This window comes from Pontibacter cellulosilyticus, from assembly GCF_014306105.1.
GTDB classification, from domain to species: domain Bacteria; phylum Bacteroidota; class Bacteroidia; order Cytophagales; family Hymenobacteraceae; genus Pontibacter; species Pontibacter cellulosilyticus.
The window spans coordinates 1,572,806-1,598,038 of record NZ_JACRVF010000001.1 but is presented as its reverse complement, the minus strand read 5'-3'; the positions used below and the strand labels follow the sequence as shown (position 1 = coordinate 1,598,038).

Here is a 25,233-nt window from a genome sequence, read left to right as displayed (position 1 = left end):
TTATACTTATTTCAGCTAATAGTCAGAAGCTACTTTAACAGCCAGCTGCTGCAGGGCAATCTGCAACTGCTCGTCGTTAGGTGCTACGCCGTGCCACTTGTGCGAACCCATCATAAAGTCTACGCCATAGCCCATTTCAGTGTCCATCATAATCATGACCGGTTTACCGTGGCCTGTGCTTCTTTTTGCTTCTTCAAGGGCAGGAAGTAGGGTTTCGAAGCTGTTGCCGTTTGCCTCCAGTACATGCCAGCCAAACGCTTCAAATTTCGCTTTCAAGTCGCCTAGGCTCATTACCTCGTTCGTAGAGCCGTCAATCTGCTGGCCGTTTCTGTCGATAGTGGCAATAACGTTGTCAATTTTATGGTGTGCGGCATACATGGCAGCTTCCCATACTTGGCCTTCCTCTACTTCACCGTCACCCATCAGCACATATACCAGCTTGTCGTCGTTATTCAGTTTTTTTGTCTGAGCAGCGCCTAGTGCAACCGATAATCCCTGGCCAAGTGAGCCAGATGCAACACGTATACCTTCCAGACCTTCTTCTGTAGCCGGGTGGCCCTGCAACCTGGAATCGATCTTACGGAACGTAGCCAGTTCACTCACATCGAAGAAACCTGCACGTGCCAGTGTGCTGTACCATACCGGCGATATGTGGCCGTTAGACAGGAAGAACAGGTCTTCGCCTTTACCGTCCATGGAGAAATCGGTGCTGTAGTCCATTACTTTAAAGTACAACGACACGAAATAATCTGTACAGCCCAGCGAGCCGCCCGGGTGGCCCGAGTTAACGGCGTGCACCATGCGTACAATGTCGCGGCGTACCTGTGCTGCAATGTCTTTCAGCTCTTCAATGCTTTTGTTGTGTGGATTCACGGTAGTTAATTATGAATTAAGAATTATGAGTTATGAATTAATAGGTCAAATATACGAAAAACGCAGCTGCCCGTAAGGACAGCTGCGCTTGTTGTTATTTCAGTATCTGCTTGGCGTGGTCACTTGTCTTCACTTTGGTGATGATGTCCTGTATGACACCGTTTTCGTCGATCACGAAAGTATAGCGCATGGTGCCCATATACTTCCGGCCATACATCGATTTCTCCTGCCACACGCCGTATTGTTCTACTATCTTTTTGTCTGTGTCGGCTATCAGCGTAAAGGGCAGCTCATACTTGCCAATGAAGTTTTGGTGCGACTTTTCACTGTCTATACTTACACCGATCACTTCGTAGCCCTGCTGCTGCAAATCGCTGTAGTTGTCGCGGAGGTTGCAGGACTGGGCGGTACAGCCGGGGGTGTTGTCTTTTGGGTAAAAGTACAGTAACACCTTTTTGCCGCGGTAATCGCTTAGTTTAACTGTGTTGCCGTTCTGGTCTTTTCCTTCGAAATCAGGGGCTTTGTCGCCGATGTTTAATTCCATTGGGTTTAAAATCAGATTCTAGTTGTGTACGTGGCTTCGTTGCCAGCAATGTCCTTCACCTTCAAAACTACTTCACCGGACAAAGGTACACTTTTATCTAATTTTTCGGAGTAAATCAGCGCCTCTTTGTGCTCATACTTCATCAACAGCCACTCACCGTTTATGTAAGCGTTAAAGGAAGCAATGCCTGATAGGTCGTCGCCGATCTTGAACCTGATCTGGGTAGGACTCTTACCGAGTAACCTGATCGTTGGAGCTTTTACGTCTTCCATCACCTTAAACTTACCCATGTTTTTGGTGCTGAACGTAATACTATTGCCGTCCCACTTTCCGCCTGTATAACCTCTGCCACGTCCCGTGCCCAAGAAGTACACTGCTGCTTTCGATTTGTCCTTTATCTCGCTGATGTTAGGCGGGGTAATGGTAACCTGTATGGCCTGGTGCAGCGGTGTAAAATAGTCTCCTATAGTATAAACTTCCCCATCCAGATTAGTGCGGAAATACAGGGTATCGTAAAGCGAATTGCTGTTAAACTGTATTTTGGCAAATTTATTTGAGAACGTATAATCTGTTGCAGGCGGAATTGCTTTCTCTACGCCTAAGCCGGACGTAACACCGCAAAATCGGATCGAATCAGGAGCACCAGCGCGAAGATCGTACAAGCCTATGCCAGCCGAGTTTTTAACGTAACTGGGCACAAGTATAAGTTTTTTGCCGTCTTTGTAAAGCTCGATGTTCTGAGGAGTAGAGCTGGTGTCGCTGGCATTTACTTTAAGTATGTTGCCAATAATCTCATAGCTCAGCGCAGGACCCTTTACTGCCTTGGACGTAGTTTGGGTGAACGATGGCTTTTTACCTTTGATCACAAAACTAAGGGTAGTGGTATTCTCATAAGAGTCTCGGGCCACTAGTTTTACCTGGTACGTAGAGTCTGGGTGCACATTAAAACGTCCCTGGCGGCCGTTGGCTTTGTACAGCGGCAGGTCGTTGCCATGGTCTATAAAGGCCTTCTGAAAAGAGCGCCCCGTACGCTTGTACTGGTTGTAGTTTATGTGCTGCGACACCTGCCTAGATAGCTCAAAAGGCACCTGGTCTATGTAATGGTTGTAAACTTGCTTGCCATTTACCACCAGACTCACCTCCTGTGTACCGTTATTATTAGCGGCTCCATCCAGTTTGTCTATTGTCTGCAGTTCCAGCCCCAGTAGCCCATGCGCATATACTGTATCAGGCAGCACGTAATTAGTGCCCTTTTTAACTGTTCTGAATTCCCTGCGCTCAAATGCATCGTTTACACGGCCATGGATGTTTAGCGGTGTAATGCCAATAGTGTAAATATCCGGCGGCGTCGTATCCAGTATTTCAGAAAATTTATACTTGAGCGGGTTGTACAGGCGGTCTTTTTCATCGCGTATCTCAAAGTGCAGGTGCGGACCTCCAGAACCACCGGTGTTGCCAGAATAGCCAATAATATCGCCACGCTTGATCGGGAACTTGTCCGGCTCCGGAAATAGCTCCAGCTCAAAGGTCTTCTTCTCATACTGCTTCTTAAGTATAAAATCAGCTAAAGGGCTGGCAAATTCGCGCAGGTGCGCATAAGTGGTCACCAAGCCATTGGTGGGGTGCGTTATATATATAATGTTGCCGTACCCGTAAGTAGACTGCTTTACCCTTGAAATATACCCATCAGCGGCAGCATACACGGGCAAACCTTCACGTTGGTCGGTCTTGATATCCAGTCCGCCATGGAAGTGGTTCGAGCGTATCTCGCCCATTGTACCTGACAGGTAATTGCGTTCACCTGGCTTTATCGGGAATAGAAATTCCCCGGCCTTCGGCGCCATTTGTGCAAAGGCAGTGCCGGCCGCAAGCCAGGAAAGTATAACCAAAGCCAGTGGCTTCTTACTTAACTTCGAAGTCCAAAAGTTTTTTATCTTCAACATACCCTTCTAATCTGTCTCCTATTTTAACCGGGCCAACACCCTCTGGTGTTCCGGTAAAAATGATGTCTCCTTTTTTTAATGTGATAAATTTTGAAATGTAGGCAATGATGTCGTCAAATGAGTTGAGCATCATCTGAGAGTTGCCTTTTTGTTTGGTCTCTCCGTTAACATCCAGCCTGAAGTTGATGTTCTGCAGATCGGGGAACTGCTCGAGCGGCAGAAACTCTGATATAGGAGCAGAGCCGTTAAAGCCTTTGGCCAGAGTCCAGGGTAGGCCTTTTGCTTTTGCCTTTGCCTGCAGGTCGCGGGCTGTAAAGTCTATACCCAGGCCAATGGCATCGTAATACTTAGAGGCAAACTTCTTCTCAATGTTCTTCCCTTCACGGCTGATGCGAAGCAAAAGCTCCACTTCGTAATGTACGTCATTTGTATATTCCGGGTAATAGAACGGATCGTTGTTCTTAAGTATGGCTGTGTCGGGTTTAAAAAAAATGACAGGCTCATCGGGCACTTCGTTTTTAAGCTCGGCAATATGCTCGGCATAATTTCTGCCGATCGCTAATATCTTCATATAGGGTGATTTGCAATGTTCTGTTTCTCAAAAATAGGGTTTCTAACGTTTCTGCGCACTATAAAGTAACATTTTTATAGCTAAGAGTTTTTACTGACAGGCACAAAGTATAGTTACAAGCCTGTACAAGTACAACATCCGTTTCGGTTAAATATTGCCTTTACGCACGCCTCGAACATTTTAGCGGATTAAAAACGTATAACCAACAGGTGTTTTGCACTTTGTTTAGCAACACGGCCTTAATAATAACAGGTTTGTTGCTTGCAGTAATATATTCATATGATAATTTATTAATGTATTAAAGTTTGGTTTTCGAAAAAATGGTTCAAAATTTGAATCAGCTTTAAAAACCACTAAATGTTAAAGAAGATGTATAAGAAATTAATAGCTTTTAGTATGGCTGTGGCGATGTTTGTGGGCTGTACAACAGTTCCAATTACAGGTCGCCGTCAGTTAAGCCTTGTGTCGGAGTCAGAAATGCAGGCAATGAGTTACGAGGCTTACGATCAGTTCTTGAAGGAGAACAAGTTATCAAACAATGCACAGGCAACTGCCATGGTAAAACGAGTGGGTAACCGCATCAAAAATGCTGTGGAGCAGTATATGGCAGCCAACAACCTGAGCAGCGAATTGCAGGGTTACAAATGGGAATACAACCTGATTGAAGATGACCAGGTGAACGCATTTGCCATGGCTGGCGGTAAAACAGTAGTATACGAAGGAATTTTACCGGTAGCACAAAACGAAACCGGCCTTGCTGTCGTAATGGGGCATGAGATTGCGCACGCTATCGCCAAACACGGCAGCGAACGCATGAGCCAGGCGCTTGCACAGCAGTTCGGGGGACAGACGCTGTCGGCATTGGCTGGCGCTCAGCCAGGTACAGCCAGTAATTTAGTAATGGCTGTTTATGGCGTAGGCTCTCAGCTAGGCTTATTAAAGTATGGCCGCACGCAGGAATCAGAAGCAGACCGTTTGGGATTGATATTTATGGCAATGGCCGGGTACGATCCGCAGCAGGCAATTCCGTTTTGGCAGCGTATGGAGGCAAAGGGAGGACAGGCACCACCAGAGTTCTTGTCTACGCACCCAAGTGCCGGTACACGCCAGGCTGACCTGAAGAAGCACATGCCAGAGGCCTTGCAGTACTACAAAGCACGATAACCTAACCAACATAACCACATGAGCAAGTTCACCCTTGGCCGCTACTGGCGCGCCGCCTCACAAATCGGATTCTGTATGATGCTTTTGCTGTTGCTGGCTACTGCCTGTACCAGAAGAGAATCTTTTCCGGAAGATAGCGAAGAACCAATTGAGGTAGCGGAAGGGGAGGAGGCACTAGCCAAGTATGATGGAGTGCTGCTCGCGCAAGTGGTTTTTGATAGCGTAGATTACATTGTGGACCGGAAAGACCTGCTGCAGCCATTCATCCAAGAATTTGGTGATGGCACTGTGGTAGATAAGGTAATGATCCGGAAGGTGCAGGAAAATAAATCAGACAAGCCGGGCTATTACTTAGTTGGGCTTGGGATACGTAACGGTGCATTCAGGTCTATGGCGCTGCAATTGGATGTGGCTGCCGATAATAGTTTATTCCTGAGCAGTAAAAGTGCAAAGTATATTTGCAATGCAGGCCCCGGTTGTGAGTTTTGCTACTTTACGTTTGTGGGCAACACCATTACAGGCTGTGAATGTTCGTCGAGGGCAGCAGGAAACAATTGCGGATACAAAACTTCACAGGCTAATGAACTACTCACAAACTCAAGGTTAAAGCAGATGGACAGGCCGACACAGAAGCCGGTACCGCTTCCAAAACCATAAACAAAAAAGGGCTGCAAATTTTATTGCAGCCCTTTTTTGTTTATACTAGTTCGAGACAGATTACGACATCTGCACATTGCGCAGGCGTATGCGCGTCAATACTTTTTTAGTGTAAAGCGGGAAATCACCCTTCATCATCCAGTCGTAGTATGTAGGTTCTTTTTGCAGCACCTCTTCTACGGGCACATTTTTATACTTACCAAAATTAAATACCTCCTGGCCGGCATTGTTATATACTATCCTGCCCGATAGGTCAGCGGTTTTCTGGGTGGTAAACTTGTGCAGCTGTTCCATGTCATTTTGTACCGGAAACTCTTCCACACCTTCGGTAATTTCTACCGGAGTGTTTTGGTAGCGGTCTAGCTGGGCCATCAGGATGTGGTAAGTGGCTATGGTATCGGCCTCTGCGCTGTGCGCATTTTCTAAAGATTTATCGCAGTAAAACTTGTAAGCAGCAGATAAAGTGCGCTGCTCCATCTGATGAAACACACGACAAACATCCACTACATTTCTGTTCTCAATATCGAAATCAATGCCGCAACGCAGGAACTCCTCTGCCAGTAACGGTATGTCAAAGCGCAGCAAATTATATCCTCCTAGGTCACATCCCTTCAAAAAATCGTCGAAGTTCTTGGCTACCTGCTTAAAAGTAGGGCAGTTCTGCACATCCTCATCGTAGATCTTGTGTATCAGGCTCGACTCCAGCGGGATTGGAATAGTAGGGTTGATGCGTCTGGTTTTCAGGATCTCTTCCCCGTTCGGCATAATCTTCAGAACACTTATCTCTACAATGCGGTCGTTGCAGATATCGGTGCCGGTGGTTTCCAGGTCGAAGAAAACCATGGGGCGCTTTAAGTTCAGCTTCATAGCTTTTGTAAGTATAAATTAAAGTATAGCTTGTTTTAAAGCTCCCAGATCCATGTTGTTGTAAGTGCCTGAGCTCATGAGCAGCAGGTTCGCGTTTTGCCAGTTGCGGCTGGTTAAGTGTTCTTGCAAAGCAGCTGAATCTGTAAACACTTTTATACTTTGATTCCTGAATGCCTCCTTCAGTTCCTGCTCCGAGATCATTTCCATACGCTTGTGCTCTAAAGTTTTCGGGCTGAAGAACACAATGGCCTCGTCTGCTTTATCTAGCGCTCCAGCGTACTGCGGCAAAAAGTTCTTGTTTAAACTACTAAAGGTGTGAAGCTCCACTACAGCCACCAGTTCGCGCTGCGGGTACTGGTTTTTTACTGCTTCTGTGGTTGCCTTTACTTTTGATGGGGCATGTGCAAAATCACGGTAAATAACAGAGTGGCTGTTCTCGCCCTGTTTCTCCAGTCGCTTGGCAGCGCCTTTAAAGGTTTTCAGAGCTTCGTAGAAGTCATGTGCTTTCACACCGATTTTCTTACACACCTCTTTGGCTGCATTGATGTTGCGCAGGTTGTGCTCACCAAACAGCTGTATCTCTACATCGCCTTCCTTTTTAGTATGAAGTATGGTTTTGCCGTTGCGGATGCTGTGGTCGTGCACGCCGTAGCCAATGTAAGCAATGTCAGCTGGGTTGCGCGGTACGGCAGCTAACAGCACTTGCTCATCGTCCTGGTTGTAGATCAGGGTACCGGCCTTTGGTGTCATCTCTGCGAAAATACGGAACTGGTCGCGGTAAGTATCCGGGTCCGGAAACACATTAATATGATCCCAGCTGATGCCACTAATCACAGCTATGTGGTGGTGGTACAGATGGAACTTAGGTACACGCTTGATCGGGTCAGACAGATATTCATCTCCCTCAATGATAATGATTGGAGCATCGTCTGTGAGCTTTACCATGCGGTTAAAGCCTTCTAACTGCGCACCCACAGCATAGTCGAACTTACGGCCAAGCTGCTGGAGCACGTGCATAATAATAGAGGTGATAGACGTTTTGCCATGACTCCCCCCAATTACAATGCGCTGTTTATCTTTGCTTTGCTCGTAGATAAACTCAGGGAAGGAGTAGATTGGAATATTCAGATCTTGGGCGCGCTTCAGCTCTGGGTTGTCGGGGCGGGCATGCATGCCAAGTATAACGGCATCGGGTTTAGCATCCAGTTTCTCCGGAAACCAACCTTCCTGCTCCGGAAGTATACCTGCGACGGCCAGTCGGCTTTTGGCTGGTTCATAAATCTCATCATCAGAGCCTGTTACCTTCAGCCCTTTGTCGTGCAGGGCCAAAGCCAGGTTATGCATAATGCTGCCGCCGGTGGCAATCAGGTGTATGTGCTGTATTTCCTTCTCCATAAGCCAATCAATATATTCTGAAGCAAGCAAAGTTAGAAGACCTTAATTAAAATAAAATAGCTATACACTAATATGTTGATACTTTGTGGATATCTTGTGGATTATTAACATGGTTATAAAGATTGCTTCTACGGCTTAACTCTTAAATTTGTGCTTATGGAGGAGATGAAAATGAATGTGCGGCCTGCAGGCAACCGCAACGGATGGCAGAAAAAAGCCCCTGTTGTATCGGAATTAGGCAAAAAACCGCCGCAGGCACTTGATTTGGAGGAGGCCGTGCTAGGTGCTCTTATGCTGGAGAAGGATGCCCTTACCAACGTAATCGATATTTTGCGTCCGCAAAGTTTCTACAAAGAAGCGCACCAGCGCATTTTTAAAGCCATACTTGCCTTATTTGATAAGTCGGAGCCGATCGATATCCTGACAGTGACGCACGAACTGCGCGAGAACGGCGAGCTGGAATTGGCAGGAGGTGCTTATTATGTAACGCAGCTTACCACCCGCGTAAACTCAGCGGCTAACATCGAGTATCACGCACGTATCATCACAGAGAACTCCATTAAGCGTGATCTTATTTCTATTTCATCCGAGGTGCTTTCCAGTGCTTTTGAAGATACAACAGACGTATTTGAATTGCTGGACAAAACGGAGGCAAAGCTATACGAAGTATCTGAATCGAACATCCGTAAGAACTTTGACGACATGCGCTCGCTCATGCACCTGGCTATTAAGGAGCTTGAAGAAAAGCGTAAGCAAGCAGATGGTTTAACAGGTGTGCCAAGCGGATTAGTGGCTTTGGACAGGGTTACATCCGGCTGGCAAAAATCTGACTTAGTTATACTAGCGGCACGTCCGGCGATGGGTAAAACAGCCTTTGTACTGTCGTGCATGCGCAATGCCGCCGTGGACTTTGGCAAGGGTGTGGCCATTTTCTCGCTAGAGATGTCGTCGCTACAGCTGGTGAATCGTTTGATCTCATCTGAGGCAGAGCTGGAGTCGGAGAAGATTAAGAAAGGCAGCCTGGAAGAGTATGAGTGGGCACAGCTGAACCACAAAATTGCAAAGCTTACCGAAGCTCCTATTTACATCGACGATACCCCAGGTCTTTCGATACGTGAGTTGCGTACCAAGTGTCGCCGACTTAAAGCGCAGTACGACATTCAGATGATCATTATTGACTACCTGCAGCTTATGAGCGGAAACTCGGATGGTAAAGGTGGTGGTAACCGTGAGCAGGAAATTGCCTCTATCTCCCGAGCCCTCAAGATGTTGGCAAAGGAACTGAACGTGCCGGTAATTGCCCTGTCGCAGCTTAGCCGTGCCGTAGAAACCCGTGGTGGTGACAAACGTCCGCAGCTATCCGACCTTCGTGAATCTGGCTCCATTGAGCAGGATGCCGACATGGTGTGTTTCCTCTACCGTCCGGAGTATTATGGCATTACTGAAGATGAGATGGGCAACCCAACTGCTGGAGTAGGAGAGGTGATTATTGCCAAGCACCGTAACGGCTCGCTGGAGAACGTGCAGTTGAAGTTTATCGGTAAGTTTACTAAGTTTACAAACCTTGACCACAACTTTGGTGACGACCCGATGGGAGGATTCAACGCCTTACCAAACAGCACGTTCGATGCCGACTCACCGGGATCTATCCGTTTGGGTAGCCGCATGAACGATGGTGGAAGTGGGGGAGGTTTCCCGGCGTCTAACTTTGATGAGGAACCGCCTTTCTAAAAGTATAGATCTTTAGGTAAGGCAATAAAATTAAGCATGGGCTGTTTAGAAAGTATACAAAAGACGAACAGCTTTAAGAAATAGCCAAAGGAAGATTAGCCGTTGCGTCTGAAAGACCAGCGGCTTTTCTTTTTTGGTATTTGCTACACTGCTTCCGGGTTAAACTGCTCCATTGTTTGCACTGCATCTGCTATCGCCTCCAAAACCATACTTTCCAGTTTGTCTACCGGCACATCTACACCCTTTTGCATCGCTGCTCTTAAACTTACCACTGCAGGAGCAGAGGCACTAGTGAGGTAATTATATTTTAAATTTACTTTGCTAGCCAGATCGGCATATAATGGAGGAGTATACTCTCTAGCAAACAACTCTATTACCTGTGTGCCTGGGCGGCAAAACACCAGGTTGGTGAGCCCAGCTCCGTGAGGCGCTACAACAACTTCAGCATTTTTAAACAGGCTCACCTGTTCCGTAAAAGTCAATTCACTAAGCTCTACTTTTTTAAAGCCATACTTGTGCAGCACTTTAAGAACGTTGGCTTCATTGGTCACACTCCTGTAACTGCTATCCTGGCGGCTTATGTAAATACGCTTCGGAGTTTGAATGATTCGTTGCGCGGCAGGTATAAACTTGTCTCTTAAAAACTGGCAGGCCCAATTGGGTATGTGTTCAATGTTCCGGACAAAGGTAGAGGCAAATAGTGTGTCAGCTTTTATATGGTTTACACTGTGTCCTTCTACAATTTTAGTGTCAGGTATACCTAGAATTCTGAGTGTGTCCTTCTGATAGGGCAAGCTATGCTTTGGCACCACAAACCAGTCTATTTTATCAAACCAACCCGCTTTTTGTAGTAAGTGCAGGCGCGGTAACGAGTCTATCATCCAATGAAAGTAGTTGTTCTCTCCGCTACCACCAATCAGCGTATGGAAAACGTTGCCCTTCAAACCCAAAGGAGATGTAAAGTACTTGTGGTTGAATATCCCATTTTCTTCCGGATTAGTGGTGCCAACCTGTAGGGATATATCGCCGATTAATTTATTGTCCTCTGAGATTACTGCTGCAAAATTGGTCCCGTCGGTGTATAGCCTTCCCTGTTTTATGGCTGTTATCGAGGCAGCAGGCAGTTCACCAGTTGGTGGTGTGAAGATTTGATTTTCGGATGCTTTTAATAGCGCCTTCGGAACATCTAAAGTAGACTTTTCAGGAGGGTACACGACTATCTGTTCTGCACCAGAGGTAGTTACATAGTTTTGGAGAGTTTGATAAAAGCCAGTTGGCCTATAAAATTGATTAAAAGGAATGTGCTTGTCAATCAGGCTATTTAGCTTACGGTAAACTCTATTATATATTCGTGGCATATATTGTACAAAAAGTAATGTAGCAATGTGAACCTCTCAGTGGACAAATACCAGCTACAATCAACAGTATACTAGCTCATATACTTATTGTTATGCAGTTATTTAGTATTTAATTGCACAAAACCGACTTCTTATTATCTAAGTCAGTATTTTATACTTCAATACAAAGATTAACGGTAGTAAGCAATTAGAAAACCTATTTGATAAAGATTAAGAGTGACCCTAATTTTAAACTTGATCATGAGTTAAGCGATTTATATGATTCACCTTTCAAAGATTGGACATGATAATAGCATTTAAACCTTTCTATTCAGTTGAGCATTTCTAAATAAGATAAACCTACCTTAAACCAGCTACAGTAAAAAAACATTATTTTGATTAATTTATTGAAATATATGAATTTATATGTATTATTGTGCCAACTTTGATTTTAATAGTGCGCTAATACTTGCTTTTACCGTTCCATGAAAAACAGATTCATTTTTGTAGTTGTTGTTTTAGTCCTTTTCTTAAGTGCAACTAATACGATGTTTGCACAACGCGGGCATCATCCTAAATTCAGAAATGCTTCCCGTAGTACCTTAAAGAGTTCTGAAAAGTTCTCTATCGTTTTGGGGGCAGGTATTGCTGTAATGAACAGCGACAACAGAGGCCATGACTTTGGCGACAACGGTTTAAAGCCAATAAGCAATAATGGATTTGGACCAGAACTAAGCGTGGGAGCTATCTACCAGTTCACGCCTAGTGTGGGTGTGCAGGGTAACATTGACTACTTTAGCCTAGACGGAGATGAGATGAACGATCCTAGAAGAGATGTTTCGTTTAACTCCAGTGGGGTAGAGGTATCTGGTTCAGTTATAGTTAACCTGATAAATAGTCACGTTCGTGGTAGAGGTCCATATGCTTCGAGACAGAGAAGAGGATTTGTGCCTTACGCTAAAGCTGGACTGGGCTTAATATCTTACAAAGCGTCTTCAGAAAGTAATGAGATGACATTTCCTGCCACAACAGATTATCCAGCTGTAGCAGCTGTTATCCCGGTAGGGCTAGGCGTAAAGGTATATTACTCTAAACGTATCACTTTCGCTCCAGAAATCAACATGCATTTTACTTCTTCAGACTATTTAGATAATATGGTAGTAGAAGGAGGATATACAGGTGACAACGATCATTACTTGACTACCTCCGTGAAAATGATCTACACACCTGGAAAGCGTAAGTATAGAATCAGTAAATAAGAAGAAGTTTATACTCATAAAAAGGAGGGGCTGCAAGTTACTTGCAGCCCCTCCTTTTTATAGTTGTTTCTAAAAAGAAAGTGCTCTATTTGAGTTAGAAGTAAGTTTGCTGAAGTTTAACCTGATTGTGTAAAACTATTTTGAGAACACTAGTTCTTTTAAAGAAACTTTTTCTACATTTTTGTGAAACCGTTTGTGTACGTGCTTTGTAAGAAATAAGTTGCAGCTTTTTTCTCAAGCATAGAACAACGTGTAAACAATAAATACATGAGAGTGAAGTTTTTTTACCTGATTGCCTTTCTTTTCTTCGTGTCCTGTACTCCGAGAAACCTTGCCTACTTTAATGATCTGCAGGAACAGACAGAGTATTCTGAGAACATTCAGAACAACAATATCCCTAAAATACAGCCTGACGACCTGCTAAGTATAACTGTAACCAGCCTTAGCCCCGAGGCGAATGCCATATTTAACAGGGGAGAAGTGATGCAAACGGCAAGCATCTCAAACTTTAGCATTGCATCAAATGTTACTACAAACAATCTTTACCGCGAAGGTTACCTTGTGGATGAAGAAGGCTTTATAAACTTCCCGGTGCTTGGCAAAGTGAAAGTTTCAGGCCTTACTAGGGTGCAGGCTACAGAGAAAATTGCCAGCGATCTAAAGCAACATATCAAAGACCCTATTATCAATGTCCGTTACCTGAACTTTAAGGTGACAGTTGTAGGGGAGGTAAATCGTCCTTCTACCTTCACAATCCCAACTCAGAAGATAAACATACTCGAAGCCCTAGGTATGGCCGGCGATATGACTGCCTTCGGTAAAAGAGAAAATGTGCTTGTGATTCGCGAAGAAGGCGGCGTTCGGAAAATGACACGTCTCAATTTGAATAACAAAGAGGTGCTGAGCTCGCCATACTTCTACCTGCAGCAAAACGATGTGGTGTATGTGGAGCCGGACCGCATGAAAGAAGTGCAGGCCAGCGCGAACACCCGCACTTTGTCTATTGTAGCGGCTGCAGCTTCTATAGTTTCGATTTTTGTAGCGCGATTATTTTAATAGTAGAAGGATATGGCAGAGAAAGAGTTAACAGAATTTCAGAAAATGCTGCTTGGGTTTGAAGATAGTAACTCAGGGCAAATAGATTTTAAAGCACTATTTTTCAAATGCCTGCGACTGTGGTACCTGTTTGTGCTTGGTGTAGTAGTAGCTTTAGGGTTAGGCTTTCTGTATTTACAGTATACTACGCCACATTATACTGTAAAGAGCAAGATACTTATAAAGGATGATGAGAAAGGGGCTGACCTGTTAAGTGGTGGCGCCTTTAGCGATCTGGATATCTTTAGCGATACGAAGAACATTGACAATGAAGTAGAAGTGCTGAACTCGATCAGCCTGATGGAACGTGTATTGACAGAGCTTTCTCTTTCAACCAGTTACTTTACCCCAGGTTATTTTCGGGATGAAGAAATCTATGGAAAGGAGCTGCCTGTTAAGGTAATTGTAAGTAAACTCGATTCTTTAGCCTACGAACAGGCAATTACGATCCATGTAAAGGATAATAACCAGTTCGAGCTGGAAGAGGAGAACGAATATAGCATATCATCAAAATCTACGCATAAATTCGGGCAGGAGGTAGTAAGGCCTTATGGAACTTTTACAGTTGTTGCATTGCCAGGTGTTTCACTGCCTGCTAGTCCGAAGGAGATTATTGTAAAATTTTACGATACGCACGAGCTGGCTAACTATTACAGTAAAGAACTTATTATAGAGCCTGTAAACAAAGCGGCAAGTGTTTTATGGCTGAGTTTGAATATTCCGGTGCAGGAAAAAGGGAAGAGTATCTTGAACAAGCTGATTGAGGTCTATAATAAAGAAGCCCTTGAGGATAAAAATGTTGTTGCATCCAATACAATTGAGTTTATTGATGAACGCCTTAAATTCCTGACTACCGAACTCTCTGATGTAGAGAAGGATGTAGAGGCGTACAAACGCCAGAATGAATTGACCGATGTGAGTTCCGAAGCACAGTTGTATGTGCAAAGAGCAAGCGAGTATAACAAACAGTTGGCGGAGTTTGAAATTCAGCTAGATGTACTTACTTCTATTGAAAAGTATATACAGGAGAATGGAGGGCAATACAAATTAGTGCCGAGTACACTTAGCATTCAGGATGCCACGCTGCTGGGCCTGATCGCGCGATTCAACGAATTGCAATTGGAGCGTGACCGCTTAGTACGTACAACACAAACGAATAGTATGCTGGTTCAGAACATTAACGACCAGTTAAGCAACCTGCGCTTTAATATCCTAGAAAACCTGCAGAACATTAAAAAAGGGTTAACTATTACGCGTAACAACCTGCAGGCAAATATGGCCTCCTTTAAATCGCGCATCCAGCAGATTCCTGCCGTAGAGCGTGAACTCCTGGAGATTAAAAGGCAACAAGGTATCAAGGAAGGATTGTATCTCTACCTTCTGCAGAAGCGCGAAGAGTCTTCCTTGTCGTTGGCTGCTGCAGTCTCAAACTCTCGTGTTATTGACCCAGCAATGGCAAGCAAGCAACCGGTAAGCCCAACTAAGGGGAAAGTGTTGGCTATAGCTTTACTGGCTGGTTTGGTTCTTCCTTTTGCTAGTATCTTTGTACTGGATATGCTGGACAACAAAGTGAAGATAAGAAAAGATGTAGAGGCAGCTACCAACACACCTATACTTGGCGAGTTAGGACATAAGGACACTGAAGAAACACTTGTTGTAACACAGGGTAACAGAAGCCCAGTAGCGGAGCTGTTCAGCTTGGTGCGTGCTAACCTTCAGTTCTCCACAGTAGGTAAGGAGAACAAAGTCATACTTATAACTTCCAGCATGAGTGGGGAGGGTAAGACCTTCTTCAGTATAAATTTAGCAGCTACTATGGCCATGACAGGTAAGAAAGTGGTTGTGCTTGGTTTTGATTTGCGCAAGCCGAGGCTCATGCAGGATCTGAATCTGCCATCGGAGCTAGGTATTTCAAATTATCTTATTTCTGATAAGATGACCGTGGATAATATCATTACACCAATCGAAAAACAGCTTGGGCTGTTTGTAATAGGCTCCGGGCCAGTACCTCCGAATCCTCTAGAGCTCATGTCAAGTCCAAAAGTAGGGAAGTTGATTGATGTTTTAAAAGCTACCTTTGATCATATCATAATTGACACCGCACCAGTTGGCCAAGTGGCCGATGCTTTTGCCCTTGCTCCTTATGTAGATTCTAGTGTGTATATTGTTCGCTATGGCTATACGTTGAAGGAGCAGTTGGAGATTATAGATGATATTTATAAGCAGAAGAAGTTAAACTCTCCGATGATAGTATTAAATGATGCTGTAAAGAATGCTGGGTACGGCTACGGTTATGGTTATGAGCAATTGGGACATAAGAAACAAAAGTCAAAATTAAGAGCTTAACCGAAAGCCTTCAATAGAATTTGCAATTGACAATTACTCTTTGATAGGAACTGAGTTAGGCATTAAGATCGATATATGCGCTAAGAAAATAGAGAGGCAGAAAAAGGCTTTTTGTCCAACTACTTGTCAGGCATAGGGTAAAATTTTAAAAATACTGACATTTTGATATTTTCTGTGCGAATGTATCTTAAGTTTTAACTAATCCAGGGGTTGCTTGAATCATAAGCGATTTAGTAATAAGAAAGTAATGAATAATAAGACCCTAAGATGGAATCTAGTTTTCCAATATGGTTATACTATAACAAATATAATCAACTCACTGGTTCTGTTACCTGTCTATATAAAGTTTATTGATTCGAATATACTGGGTTTATGGTTAGCAACTGGCAACATTTTAGCTTGGATTACAATGTCTGATCCAGGTATTGGAGACATATTACAGCAAAAGATTGCTGAGTTAAAAGGCGAGAAAAAAGATAGTCAAATTGGAGCTACAATAGGATCGGGCCTTCTTGCTTGCATGTTAGTATTTATAATCTCTATATTAGTTGGTATAATCTTTTACTATTTTATTGATAACATATTAGGTGAAGATGTACTAATATACAATGAATTAAGAATAGCTATAATAATTTCAATAGTTTCTACCAGTATAACATTACTTTCATTTGGGACTGCTGGTATTAATCAAGGAATGCACAAGTCTGCAAATGTTGCGATCTCATATATCTCATCTAATTTATTATTTCTATTAATAAACATTTGCTTATTATATTTTGAATTTGGAGTTGTTTCTATTGCAATTGCTAACTTAGTGAGAGCTATTTTTCTAACTGCATATAATACATTAGTAATACTAAGAGAAGCTAGAGAAGGGAAACTTCATATTATCTTAAATCTATCTCACTTCAAAAAGTTTATAAAAATTTTTTCTGTCACATCAGTTTCAAAAGTTATTACTACAGTTAGTAACAATATGGATTTAATTATCCTCGCTAGATATTTACCAGGAAGCTTTATAACATTATTTGAGGTAAATCGAAGACCTATTAAAATGGCTCAGAGCCTTATAGGGCGTTATTCTGTTGCTCTAATGCCTTTACTCTCACATGCAAAAGGTACTGGCAATTATGGTGAAGTAACAACAATGCTAGCAATTCGAATAAAATATTACTTTCAAGTACTATTATTTGTGTCTTTTATTTTGTGTTTAAATTATGAATATTTAATTAGTATGTGGACCAGTAAAGACCAATTTGCTGGACATACAATTATCTATTTATTGATAGGAAGTTTCTTTTTTGGCACAATGGGATACTTTATGTCTAATATTAGTTTTGCATTAGGAGAAATTAGGTTTAATAGTATAATAAGCAGTATAAAAGGTGTTCTGTCTATAATTTTGTCCATCATTGGTGTAGTTAAATTTGGTATTATAGGAGTTCTTGTTTCGGTATTATTTATTAATTTTCTATTAGAATTTATTGTTTTTACTTTAAAAGTATACAAGCTTAATTATTTAAACTTATCAATGTTCAAAGGCTTGTTAAATATTTGGTCCATTGTAATACCAATTGGCCTATTTTTGCTTTGGGGCGAGGATATTGTATCACAAGAGTTTTATAATGAATATAGCTATTCAATGAAGCTGTTAATTAGTACACTGATGTTTTGTTTGCCTTATTTGGCCATTAATATTCTAATTGATTCTGAGTTAAGGCAGAGTATGATAAAATCGAAAGAATATTTGATTAAGAAGCTTAACCTAAATAAAGGTGAGGCTTTCCAGAAAGTATAGCGAAACTAGAATATCCGCCATAAAACTACCTTAATTTAATATGAAGAATAAAGTTTTTTTGCTGCTTAATGGAAAAATGGGGTGGCAAACTGGAATTGAAGATGGTTTTGGATACTTAAAGATAAAAGGAGAAATCGATGAACTTGAATGGTTTTACTATGATGATTTTTCTCTAAAGAATGGTAAAGATGCAGCGTTACGTGAAATAGTTGAGATATGCCAAAGCTATTTACCCACTTTGATAGTTATTTTCCATATTAACAAATTTCCAATAACTAGTAAGTATATAACTTTTCTAAAATCTATCGCTTCAAGTCCTATTATAGCTTATGATGAAGGAGATATGTATGGCTCTTGGGCAAAGCCTGTTACTCCACAAATGAGAGATTTGATAAAATGTGTCGACATCGTATCTATAAGAGGATTAGGAAAGTTTTATAATGTCATTTCTGAGCTGAATAAGAATGTAATCTATACACCTAATCATGCAGATATAGCTAGGTTTGATAAGGAACCTTGTATAAATATCCAAAGAGATAACAAACTTATATTAATAGGAAATAAGAACAAACCCAAGGCCTTTAGTTTAATTCGGAGGCTTCCAGGTGCATCAGGGAGAGAAAAACTTGTGCAATGTTTAGGTAAAGCTTTTAAAGACGAATTTAAAATATACGGGAACGGATGGGATGGGTTTGTTGGGAATCAAGGTCCAGTTGATTTTCAAGATCAACTGGAAGTGTTTCGAAACACTTGGATAACTGTTTCCTATGAGCATTATCCTGATGTACCTTATTTCTTTTCAAACAGATTACCTATAGCCTTATTAGCTGGTTCACTCTTTGTTTGCCATTACCATCAAGGCTATGATAAGATTTTCAAGGGTCAAGACTTTATATTTTTCTTTAAGAGCAATGACGAAGCTATAGATGTTATTAATTATGTCCTTTCTTTAAGTAAAGAAGATCTAATTGATAGATCTTTGCGCGCTCGCAATTTTGCATTAAATAATTATCATCCAAATGTTGTGTGGAGTAAATTTTATTCTAATGTGATGGACTGTGTTGCTTATAAAAGAAAATACGAACAGGTCAATAATATTTCCAGTAACTAAATCTATTTAATTTTAGTAGCTTTTAAAGAAATGCAAGGTGGTAATTTATGGAGTCGATTAATAAGGATGCCTATTTCATTCTTTTATGGACTCTTTGTAATGCTTAACGAAAAAGCAAGAGATCTTGAGAACAGAAGTCGTTTCTCAGGTTCTATGATAGACGAATCTTGTTGCTTTACATCTGATACCACTATAGGTGAAAATTCTCATATTTTAAGAGGATCGATATTAAATCATAGCCACATAGGATCCTATTCTTATGTTGGTAAAAACGCATTAATTCAAAGTGCTACGATAGGGCGCTATTGTTCAATTGCAAATGATGTAATTATAGGATTAGGTGCACATCCAATAAATATGTTTTCTACTTCTCCATTGTTCTACAAAACAAAAAATCCATTGCAGATAAGATTAGTTGAAAAGGATCAAGACTTTGAGGAATATAAATCTATTAGTATTGGAAATGATGTATGGATAGGGGCAAGGGTAGTTATTATGGGTGGTATAAGCATTGGACATGGAGCGGTTCTAGCTGCTGGATCTGTCGTTACTAGAGATGTTCCACCCTATGCTGTTGTTGGTGGGGTACCTGCAAAAATTATAAAGTTCAGGTTCTCAGAAGAAGTTCAAAATGCTCTTTTAAAGACCAGGTGGTGGGAAAAGGAAGCTGATGAAGTTTATCGGCAAAAGGATATATTGAGCTCAATATGCGAAGGTAATGCAATACTTGAAAAATAATGCTGAACAACTATTAAAGCTGTTAGTTTTAGATATTTTCATGAACCGCTACCTTACGTGTGCGTCAATTAAGCATTTACCTTTATAATCAAGGTCTCTAACTTATTTACTAATTGGTGTCATAAGTAATAATTCAAATTGAATTATACAATAAAATATGCGCTTCAAAACAAGAAAAGTAGATAATGTATTTTGGTTCTACTCATTTTCAAATTTTTGATTAAAAACACTTACTACTGATAAGGCCAATATGAAATATAGTTTAGCAGGTTTAATCTCTATTCTAGTTTTATTGATAACTATATTTTCGATAGCACAATGGACAAACCTTCCAGTAGGAGAAACATTTGTTTGGTGGTTCATTGATATATGTACCCTAGCCGCTTTTATAATGGCTAGGCAGGAATACTTTGATCAACGTGATAATAACAAGTTACTCATCTTAAAAATATACTTAGCTTGGAACATCATCTGCATCTTGAGGGGCTTATTTGTAGCAGAAAATTATTGGGAATGGAAAAATTTAATTGGAGTAGGATTAGTTTTGTTGCTTCCAATTTCAATATATGCATTTACTAACAAAACAGTAGTACAGCACATCCTCACTACTTGGTTAAAATTTGCTCTCCCAGCTTTTATTTTGTTCTTGCCTTTTATGGAGGGTGAGGCTGTTGGCCGATATTTTGTGCCTTTTAGCTTCCTTTTGTTATTTTTCCCTTTACTTGATAAAAAGTGGAAACTCCTATGTCTTGCTGTTTTCTTTTTAGTATTTATAAGTGATTTAGGCGCAAGAAGCAACATTATCAAATTTAGTATTCCATTTCTTCTAGGACTGTTGTTTTACGTCCGTGCATTTATCCCAAACAGAATAATTGCCTTCATTCGAGTGCTTCTTTTAATTTTGCCATTTATTTTTTTTACACTAGGAATAACTGGGGCTTTCAATATTTTTAAAATTAAAGAATACACATCTGGGAATTTAGTTACTACTTCTGTATTAAAAGGGGAGAAAGTTGAGGAAGACTTAACAAAAGATACTCGCACATTTTTATATAAAGAAGTTTTAATATCAGCAATCAAATATGATTATGTCTTGTTTGGTAGGACTCCTGCAAGAGGGAATGAGTCTGAGTGGTTCGGGGAATTTTCGAAGTATGTTCTAAAGACTGGGAAGATGGAACGTTTTGCCAATGAAGTTTCCATTTTGAATATTTTCACATGGACAGGTGTAGTAGGCGTAGCTTTATATTTTTTAATATTTTGGCATGCATCTTATTTAGCTATTCATAAATCGAATAACTTTTATGTTAAGATTGTAGGGCTATATGTTGCTTTCCGATGGACCTATGCATGGGTAGAAGATTTTAGTCGATTTGATTTGTCTTACTTGTTTTTGTGGATCATGATTGGGATGTGCTATTCAAAAGCATTTAGAGAAATGAATAACTTTATAATTAAGTATTGGTTAAAAGGAATTTTTAGTAAAAAATATCGGGTTGAGCTTATAAAGTATCAACTGCTTATGATGAAATAAAAACAAGATGATTTATATTGTGATCCCCGTGTTAAACCGATGGAGTTTCACCCAAGCCTGTTTAAAAAGTTTGCAGAGGCAGACCTTTTCACAGTTTCAAGTTATTGTTATAGACCATGGGTCATCCGATGGTACATGTGAATTGATTGCGGCGCAATTTCCAGAAGTTACCGTTCTAACAGGAAATGATCAAATGTGGTGGGCAGCTGCAACCAACGTTGGAATACGTCATGCTATTCGTAACAGCGCTACTTATGTTTTGACGCTAAACAATGACACAGTTGCTCAGCCTGATTATATCGAAAGGTTGATAGAGACAACAAAGGTTGCACCTAAACTTTCTTTAATTGGATCGACCGCTGTGGATTACAATACTGGGAAAGTTTTATACAGAGGAGAATTAATAAATTGGTTAACCGAAACTTCAAGAAAATTAGTAAATTCTGAACATATACCGGAGTCGGGTTTATTTGAGCTAACCCACTTTCCTGGTAGGGGCTTGTTAATTCCTATAGAGGTATTTAATACAGTAGGTCTGTTTGATGAAGTTCATTTCCCTCATTATATGAGTGATTATGAATTTACTTTAAGAGCCCGAAAAGAAGGTTTTAAAATTTTTTGCGCCTGTGCCGCTTTTTTAAGCATATATCCTGAAGCGAGCGGTGCAAACCAATTGATAAACAGGAAGACTATAAAGAATTATTACTATCACCTTTTTGGGATGAAGGGTGGGGCAAACTTACCTCTATTTTATAGATATGCTTTCAGACATTGTCCATTATATGCATTACCCTCCTTTTTGCTGTTAGGAACAACAAGAAGATTATTAGGATATTGGTTAAGGAAATAAAATGAATAAAGTATTACTCTCAGCTTACGCATGTGATCCCTCAAGAGGGTCAGAATACGGCAATGGGTGGAATTGGGCATATCAGTTAGCTTTAAAAGGATATGAGGTACACGTTATAACTACGAGTAGGGGGAGAAAAAGCATTGAAGAGCAGCTAAATTCAAAAGACTTTCTTAGTGATAAACTTGTCTTTCACTTTATTGATCATTCTAATTTTTGGGCAAAAGCATATTACAAAAACTTTATATTAATGTATGTTGCTTATTTTTTATGGCAGCTGAAAATATTTAATTATGTTAAAAAGTCAAATATACAGTTTGACCTTGTACACCATGTAACATGGGGTAGCTTAAAAGTTGGATCAGCATTATATAAACTAAATACTCCTTTTGTATATGGACCTGTAGGAGGAGGGCATACTGCTCCTCTCATTCTAAAAAAGTTCTTGTATTCAGACAAAAAGTCCGAATGGGCAAGAAACTTTATAGGTGTATTCATTGCTAAAATTAATCCCCTAACTAGAAATACATTAAAACACGCTAAAACTATACTCGCTACTAACGCAGAAACATTAAAAATGGCTAAAAGTCTTGGTGGACGAGATGTTAATCTAATACTAGATGCGGCTCTTCCAAAAGACTTTGGTCCGTCAAAATTTCCTGATCGAAATCAAGAAAAGCTAGTACTTCTGTGGCTTGGACGAATATATGCGTTCAAAGGCTTAGGCCTCGTTTTAGAAAGTTTGTCTAAAGTGCCACAGCAGAAGCTAATGAATATCGAATTACATGTAGTAGGAGATGGTCCTTTTAAAGATGAAGCTGAAAAGCTTTCATGTAAGCTTGGTTTACAACCAATTGTTAAATTTCACGGATCAGTTCCCTTTTCAGAAGTTAAGAAATATTATTTAAAGGCTAATGCTTTTATTTATTGTAGTTTAAGAGATTCCTGTCCTGCGCAAGTTTTAGAAGCACAGGCTTTCGGGTTACCTGTGATAACATTGGACCTACATGGGCAGTCTTTGCTCGTTCAGGAGAATAGAGGTATTAAATGTCCTGTTGGAGACCCGCTCGAAACAGTCAATCAAATTTCAAAAGCAATAATACTGTTAGAGGAAAATCCTCTTCTTAGAGTAAAATTAGGAGCAGAAGCATTTAAATTTGGACAATCTCAAATATGGGAAGCTAAAGTTGAATTAATTATTAAATCTTATTATTAGAAATGGAAACAGATATTGTATCACCTTTAGCTCCTATCTTACTTTTTACTTATAAACGGTTAGAAACTTTGCAAAAGACTGTACAAGCTTTACAAAATAATCATCTCGCTTCCGATTCAGTATTATATATTTTTTCCGATGGTTATAAAGGCACCTTTGATCAGCGACAAGTTGAAAAAGTAAGATCTTATATTAAAACTATTAGTGGCTTTAAAAAAGTTATAATAAAAGAAGCACATTGTAATAAGGGATTAGCTAATTCAATTATTCAGGGTGTTTCAGAAATTCTTGACAGCAATGATAAAGCTGTTGTTCTTGAAGATGATTTAATAACATCCAGAAATTTCTTAAACTTCATGAACACTGCTTTGAATTATTATGAAAATAATAAGAATGTCTTCTCAGTCAGTGGTTATTCCTTTCCGTTTAAAATTCCTAATAATTATCAGTATGACTGTTATACTATAACAAGAGGTTGTTCTTGGGGATGGGGTACGTGGAAGGATAGATGGGAAACAGTAGACTGGAAAGTCTCTGACTATGACGTATTTTTATCAAGTGTTGATAAGCGTAAAAAGTTTTCTAAATCTGGTTCTGACCTCATTCCTATGCTTAAGAAGCAAATGAATGGCAGTATTGACTCTTGGGCCATTAGATGGTACTATCAACAAAGTAAAAACAATCAGTACACAGTATATCCTACCACTTCAAAAGTTGCGAATAACGGATTTGACCAGGAAGCTACACATACAACAAATTATAATCGATACAAAACTGTAGTTGATAATGGTAAAAAGGATGAGTTCATTTTTGAACCTTCTGGAGAAATCAATGATTTTTATCAAAAATATATACAAAAAAAATTTAGTGTACCGACACGTATTGTGTATGGAACATTAATGTCTCAGGTAAAAAAGATGAAAGAATTATTTAGATAGACACAAGATTTGGCTATTTACCTTGTCATAAAAATCCTTAAATAAAAATCAATCATATCTTATATATTTTGTTGTATTATCTTAACCATTTTAAAAAGCTTTAGAATAGTTAAGATAATACGGCATTAGCTTAATTCTTTACTTACAAAAATGGAGCGTTCCTTTTTAGATAGAAGCAAATTTTCTAAAGACGTGGAAAGGATTGTTTGTTAATTATAGTGTTTGTCAAATCTATAAATAATCACGAGTGCTTGACTTTTCTTTTACCAATAGCTGAATTATCTTCAACAAAATAAAACACAAAACTTGGTTATTTTATTAAATTGAGGATTAGTATATTTACATATAATTATGTCTAGATACGCTTGTTACAAAAATATGTGCATTTAGGTAAATATGATGTTAAATGAAGCAGTCCAACACCTCCATCGAATGCATGGGATACCCAATTTTCACAGGTAGCCTAAACACATTACCATTTCATCAGAAAACTCTTGTTAATACGATTAATCAATACTCCTATTGCATTGCAGAAGGAGATGCTGAGTTTAAGAATTCGCTTTTAAAATCCGATGTTTTACTACCAGACGGAATAGGTATTGTAGCAGCATCAAGATTTATAAAAGGGAAAAAAATATTTAAAATTGCTGGAGCTGATTTGCATCAACACCTTTTAAAAAAGTTGGCAATAAGTGGGGGTAGATGCTTTTATTTAGGTTCATCTGAAGAAACACTTTCTAAAATAAAAAAGAGATTAGCAGTAGATTTCCCTTCTGTACAGGTAGGTACATATTCTCCTCCTTTTAAAGCTAACTTTTCTGAGGAAGACAGCGAGGATATGATTTTTAGAGTGAATGTTTTTAAACCAGATGTTCTGTTTATAGGAATGACAGCACCAAAGCAGGAAAAGTGGGCTTTTGAGCACAAAGAGAACTTAGATGCTAAAATGATCTGCTCTATAGGAGCTGTATTCGACTTTTACTCTGGCAGAATAAAGCGACCTGGAAAGCTTTGGATTAAATTTGGATTGGAGTGGTTGGTACGTTTAGTGAAAGAGCCCAAGCGCATGTGGAAAAGATATATTTATTATGGAGCAGTCTTCGGATTTTATCTTTTCGAACACAAATTTAAGCAACTCACCTATAAATTTAAAAAAAGCCATATGCAGCATGAAGATATTCGGACTTTTCAAAACAACTAAGCTAAGACAAAAGTCAATCTAGGTAGGCTTAGGTGTTTATAAACTATATAAGTTTCTATTATCAA

General features: G+C 40.2%; 21 protein-coding genes. 14 read left to right on the top strand and 7 right to left on the bottom strand.

The window, feature by feature from the left end:
* Window positions 1-15: 15 nt before the first annotated feature.
* The 4 genes from H8S84_RS06840 to H8S84_RS06825 form a co-directional block, all read right to left on the bottom strand.
* Window positions 16-873 carry a transketolase gene (locus tag H8S84_RS06840; RefSeq protein WP_187066486.1) on the bottom strand — a complete coding sequence of 286 codons (858 nt, stop codon included), beginning with the start codon at window positions 871-873 and terminating at the stop codon, window positions 16-18.
* A 94-nt stretch (window positions 874-967) separates the two neighbouring features.
* Window positions 968-1,417 (bottom strand): thioredoxin-dependent thiol peroxidase, encoded by a 450-nt coding sequence (gene bcp / locus H8S84_RS06835; RefSeq protein ID WP_187066485.1) that lies wholly within the window; start codon window positions 1,415-1,417, stop codon window positions 968-970.
* Window positions 1,418-1,428: 11 nt separating this feature from the next.
* Window positions 1,429-3,360, bottom strand: a complete 1,932-nt coding sequence (locus tag H8S84_RS06830) for a M23 family metallopeptidase (RefSeq protein WP_230407059.1) — start codon at window positions 3,358-3,360, stop codon at window positions 1,429-1,431.
* Complete coding sequence (locus H8S84_RS06825; protein WP_187066484.1) at window positions 3,320-3,931, bottom strand: fumarylacetoacetate hydrolase family protein; 612 nt, start codon at window positions 3,929-3,931, stop codon at window positions 3,320-3,322. Before H8S84_RS06825 ends, H8S84_RS06830 begins: the two co-directional genes overlap by 41 nt.
* 369 nt (window positions 3,932-4,300) lie before the next feature.
* On the opposite strand from H8S84_RS06825, the gene H8S84_RS06820 reads away from it, so the two are divergent.
* Both H8S84_RS06820 and H8S84_RS06815 read left to right on the top strand, forming a co-directional pair.
* On the top strand, window positions 4,301-5,095 hold the full coding sequence (locus H8S84_RS06820) for a M48 family metallopeptidase (RefSeq protein ID WP_187066483.1): 795 nt from the start codon (window positions 4,301-4,303) through the stop codon (window positions 5,093-5,095).
* Between the two features lie 18 nt (window positions 5,096-5,113).
* A complete protein-coding gene (locus tag H8S84_RS06815) occupies window positions 5,114-5,752 on the top strand; it encodes a hypothetical protein (protein ID WP_187066482.1) in 639 nt (212 codons plus the stop codon).
* A 60-nt stretch (window positions 5,753-5,812) separates the two neighbouring features.
* On the opposite strand, the gene H8S84_RS06810 is transcribed toward H8S84_RS06815, so the two are convergent.
* Both H8S84_RS06810 and H8S84_RS06805 read right to left on the bottom strand, forming a co-directional pair.
* A complete protein-coding gene (locus tag H8S84_RS06810; RefSeq protein ID WP_187066481.1) occupies window positions 5,813-6,619 on the bottom strand; it encodes a 3'-5' exonuclease in 807 nt (268 codons plus the stop codon).
* An 18-nt stretch (window positions 6,620-6,637) separates the two neighbouring features.
* Entirely contained in the window at window positions 6,638-8,014 is a 1,377-nt protein-coding gene (locus tag H8S84_RS06805) for a UDP-N-acetylmuramate--L-alanine ligase (RefSeq protein WP_187066480.1), read from the bottom strand.
* Window positions 8,015-8,170: 156 nt separating this feature from the next.
* Here H8S84_RS06805 and dnaB point away from each other — a divergent pair, with 156 nt between their 5' ends.
* Entirely contained in the window at window positions 8,171-9,745 is a 1,575-nt protein-coding gene (gene dnaB, locus H8S84_RS06800; RefSeq protein WP_187066479.1) for a replicative DNA helicase, read from the top strand.
* Window positions 9,746-9,888: 143 nt separating this feature from the next.
* Here the strand turns inward: dnaB and H8S84_RS06795 are convergent, their stop codons facing one another.
* Complete coding sequence (locus H8S84_RS06795; RefSeq protein ID WP_187066478.1) at window positions 9,889-11,103, bottom strand: glycosyltransferase family 61 protein; 1,215 nt, start codon at window positions 11,101-11,103, stop codon at window positions 9,889-9,891.
* Between the two features lie 464 nt (window positions 11,104-11,567).
* Here H8S84_RS06795 and H8S84_RS06790 point away from each other — a divergent pair, with 464 nt between their 5' ends.
* From H8S84_RS06790 to H8S84_RS06740, 11 genes are all read left to right on the top strand, one after another.
* Window positions 11,568-12,341: an outer membrane beta-barrel protein gene (locus tag H8S84_RS06790; protein ID WP_187066477.1), complete on the top strand. Its 774-nt coding sequence runs from the start codon at window positions 11,568-11,570 to the stop codon at window positions 12,339-12,341.
* A 267-nt stretch (window positions 12,342-12,608) separates the two neighbouring features.
* Window positions 12,609-13,397, top strand: a complete 789-nt coding sequence (locus H8S84_RS06785) for a polysaccharide biosynthesis/export family protein (RefSeq protein WP_187066476.1) — start codon at window positions 12,609-12,611, stop codon at window positions 13,395-13,397.
* A 12-nt stretch (window positions 13,398-13,409) separates the two neighbouring features.
* Entirely contained in the window at window positions 13,410-15,782 is a 2,373-nt protein-coding gene (locus H8S84_RS06780; RefSeq protein WP_230407058.1) for a GumC family protein, read from the top strand.
* A gap of 247 nt (window positions 15,783-16,029) precedes the next feature.
* The gene (locus tag H8S84_RS06775) at window positions 16,030-17,580 is read left to right on the top strand and encodes a lipopolysaccharide biosynthesis protein (protein WP_187066475.1); all 1,551 of its coding nucleotides are present in this window, start codon (window positions 16,030-16,032) and stop codon (window positions 17,578-17,580) included.
* 40 nt (window positions 17,581-17,620) lie between these two features.
* The gene (locus H8S84_RS06770) at window positions 17,621-18,691 is read left to right on the top strand and encodes a glycosyltransferase family protein (RefSeq protein ID WP_187066474.1); all 1,071 of its coding nucleotides are present in this window, start codon (window positions 17,621-17,623) and stop codon (window positions 18,689-18,691) included.
* Window positions 18,692-18,790: 99 nt separating this feature from the next.
* Entirely contained in the window at window positions 18,791-19,429 is a 639-nt protein-coding gene (locus H8S84_RS06765) for a xenobiotic acyltransferase family protein (RefSeq protein WP_187066473.1), read from the top strand.
* A 250-nt stretch (window positions 19,430-19,679) separates the two neighbouring features.
* A complete protein-coding gene (locus H8S84_RS06760; RefSeq protein ID WP_187066472.1) occupies window positions 19,680-20,963 on the top strand; it encodes a hypothetical protein in 1,284 nt (427 codons plus the stop codon).
* Between the two features lie 7 nt (window positions 20,964-20,970).
* Entirely contained in the window at window positions 20,971-21,813 is an 843-nt protein-coding gene (locus H8S84_RS06755; protein WP_187066471.1) for a glycosyltransferase family 2 protein, read from the top strand.
* A gap of 1 nt (window position 21,814) precedes the next feature.
* On the top strand, window positions 21,815-23,029 hold the full coding sequence (locus H8S84_RS06750) for a glycosyltransferase (RefSeq protein WP_187066470.1): 1,215 nt from the start codon (window positions 21,815-21,817) through the stop codon (window positions 23,027-23,029).
* 2 nt (window positions 23,030-23,031) lie between these two features.
* Window positions 23,032-23,967, top strand: coding sequence for a sugar transferase (locus tag H8S84_RS06745; RefSeq protein WP_187066469.1), 936 nt, complete (start codon window positions 23,032-23,034; stop codon window positions 23,965-23,967).
* Between the two features lie 406 nt (window positions 23,968-24,373).
* Window positions 24,374-25,168: a WecB/TagA/CpsF family glycosyltransferase gene (locus H8S84_RS06740; RefSeq protein ID WP_230407057.1), complete on the top strand. Its 795-nt coding sequence runs from the start codon at window positions 24,374-24,376 to the stop codon at window positions 25,166-25,168.
* Window positions 25,169-25,233: the final 65 nt, after the last annotated feature.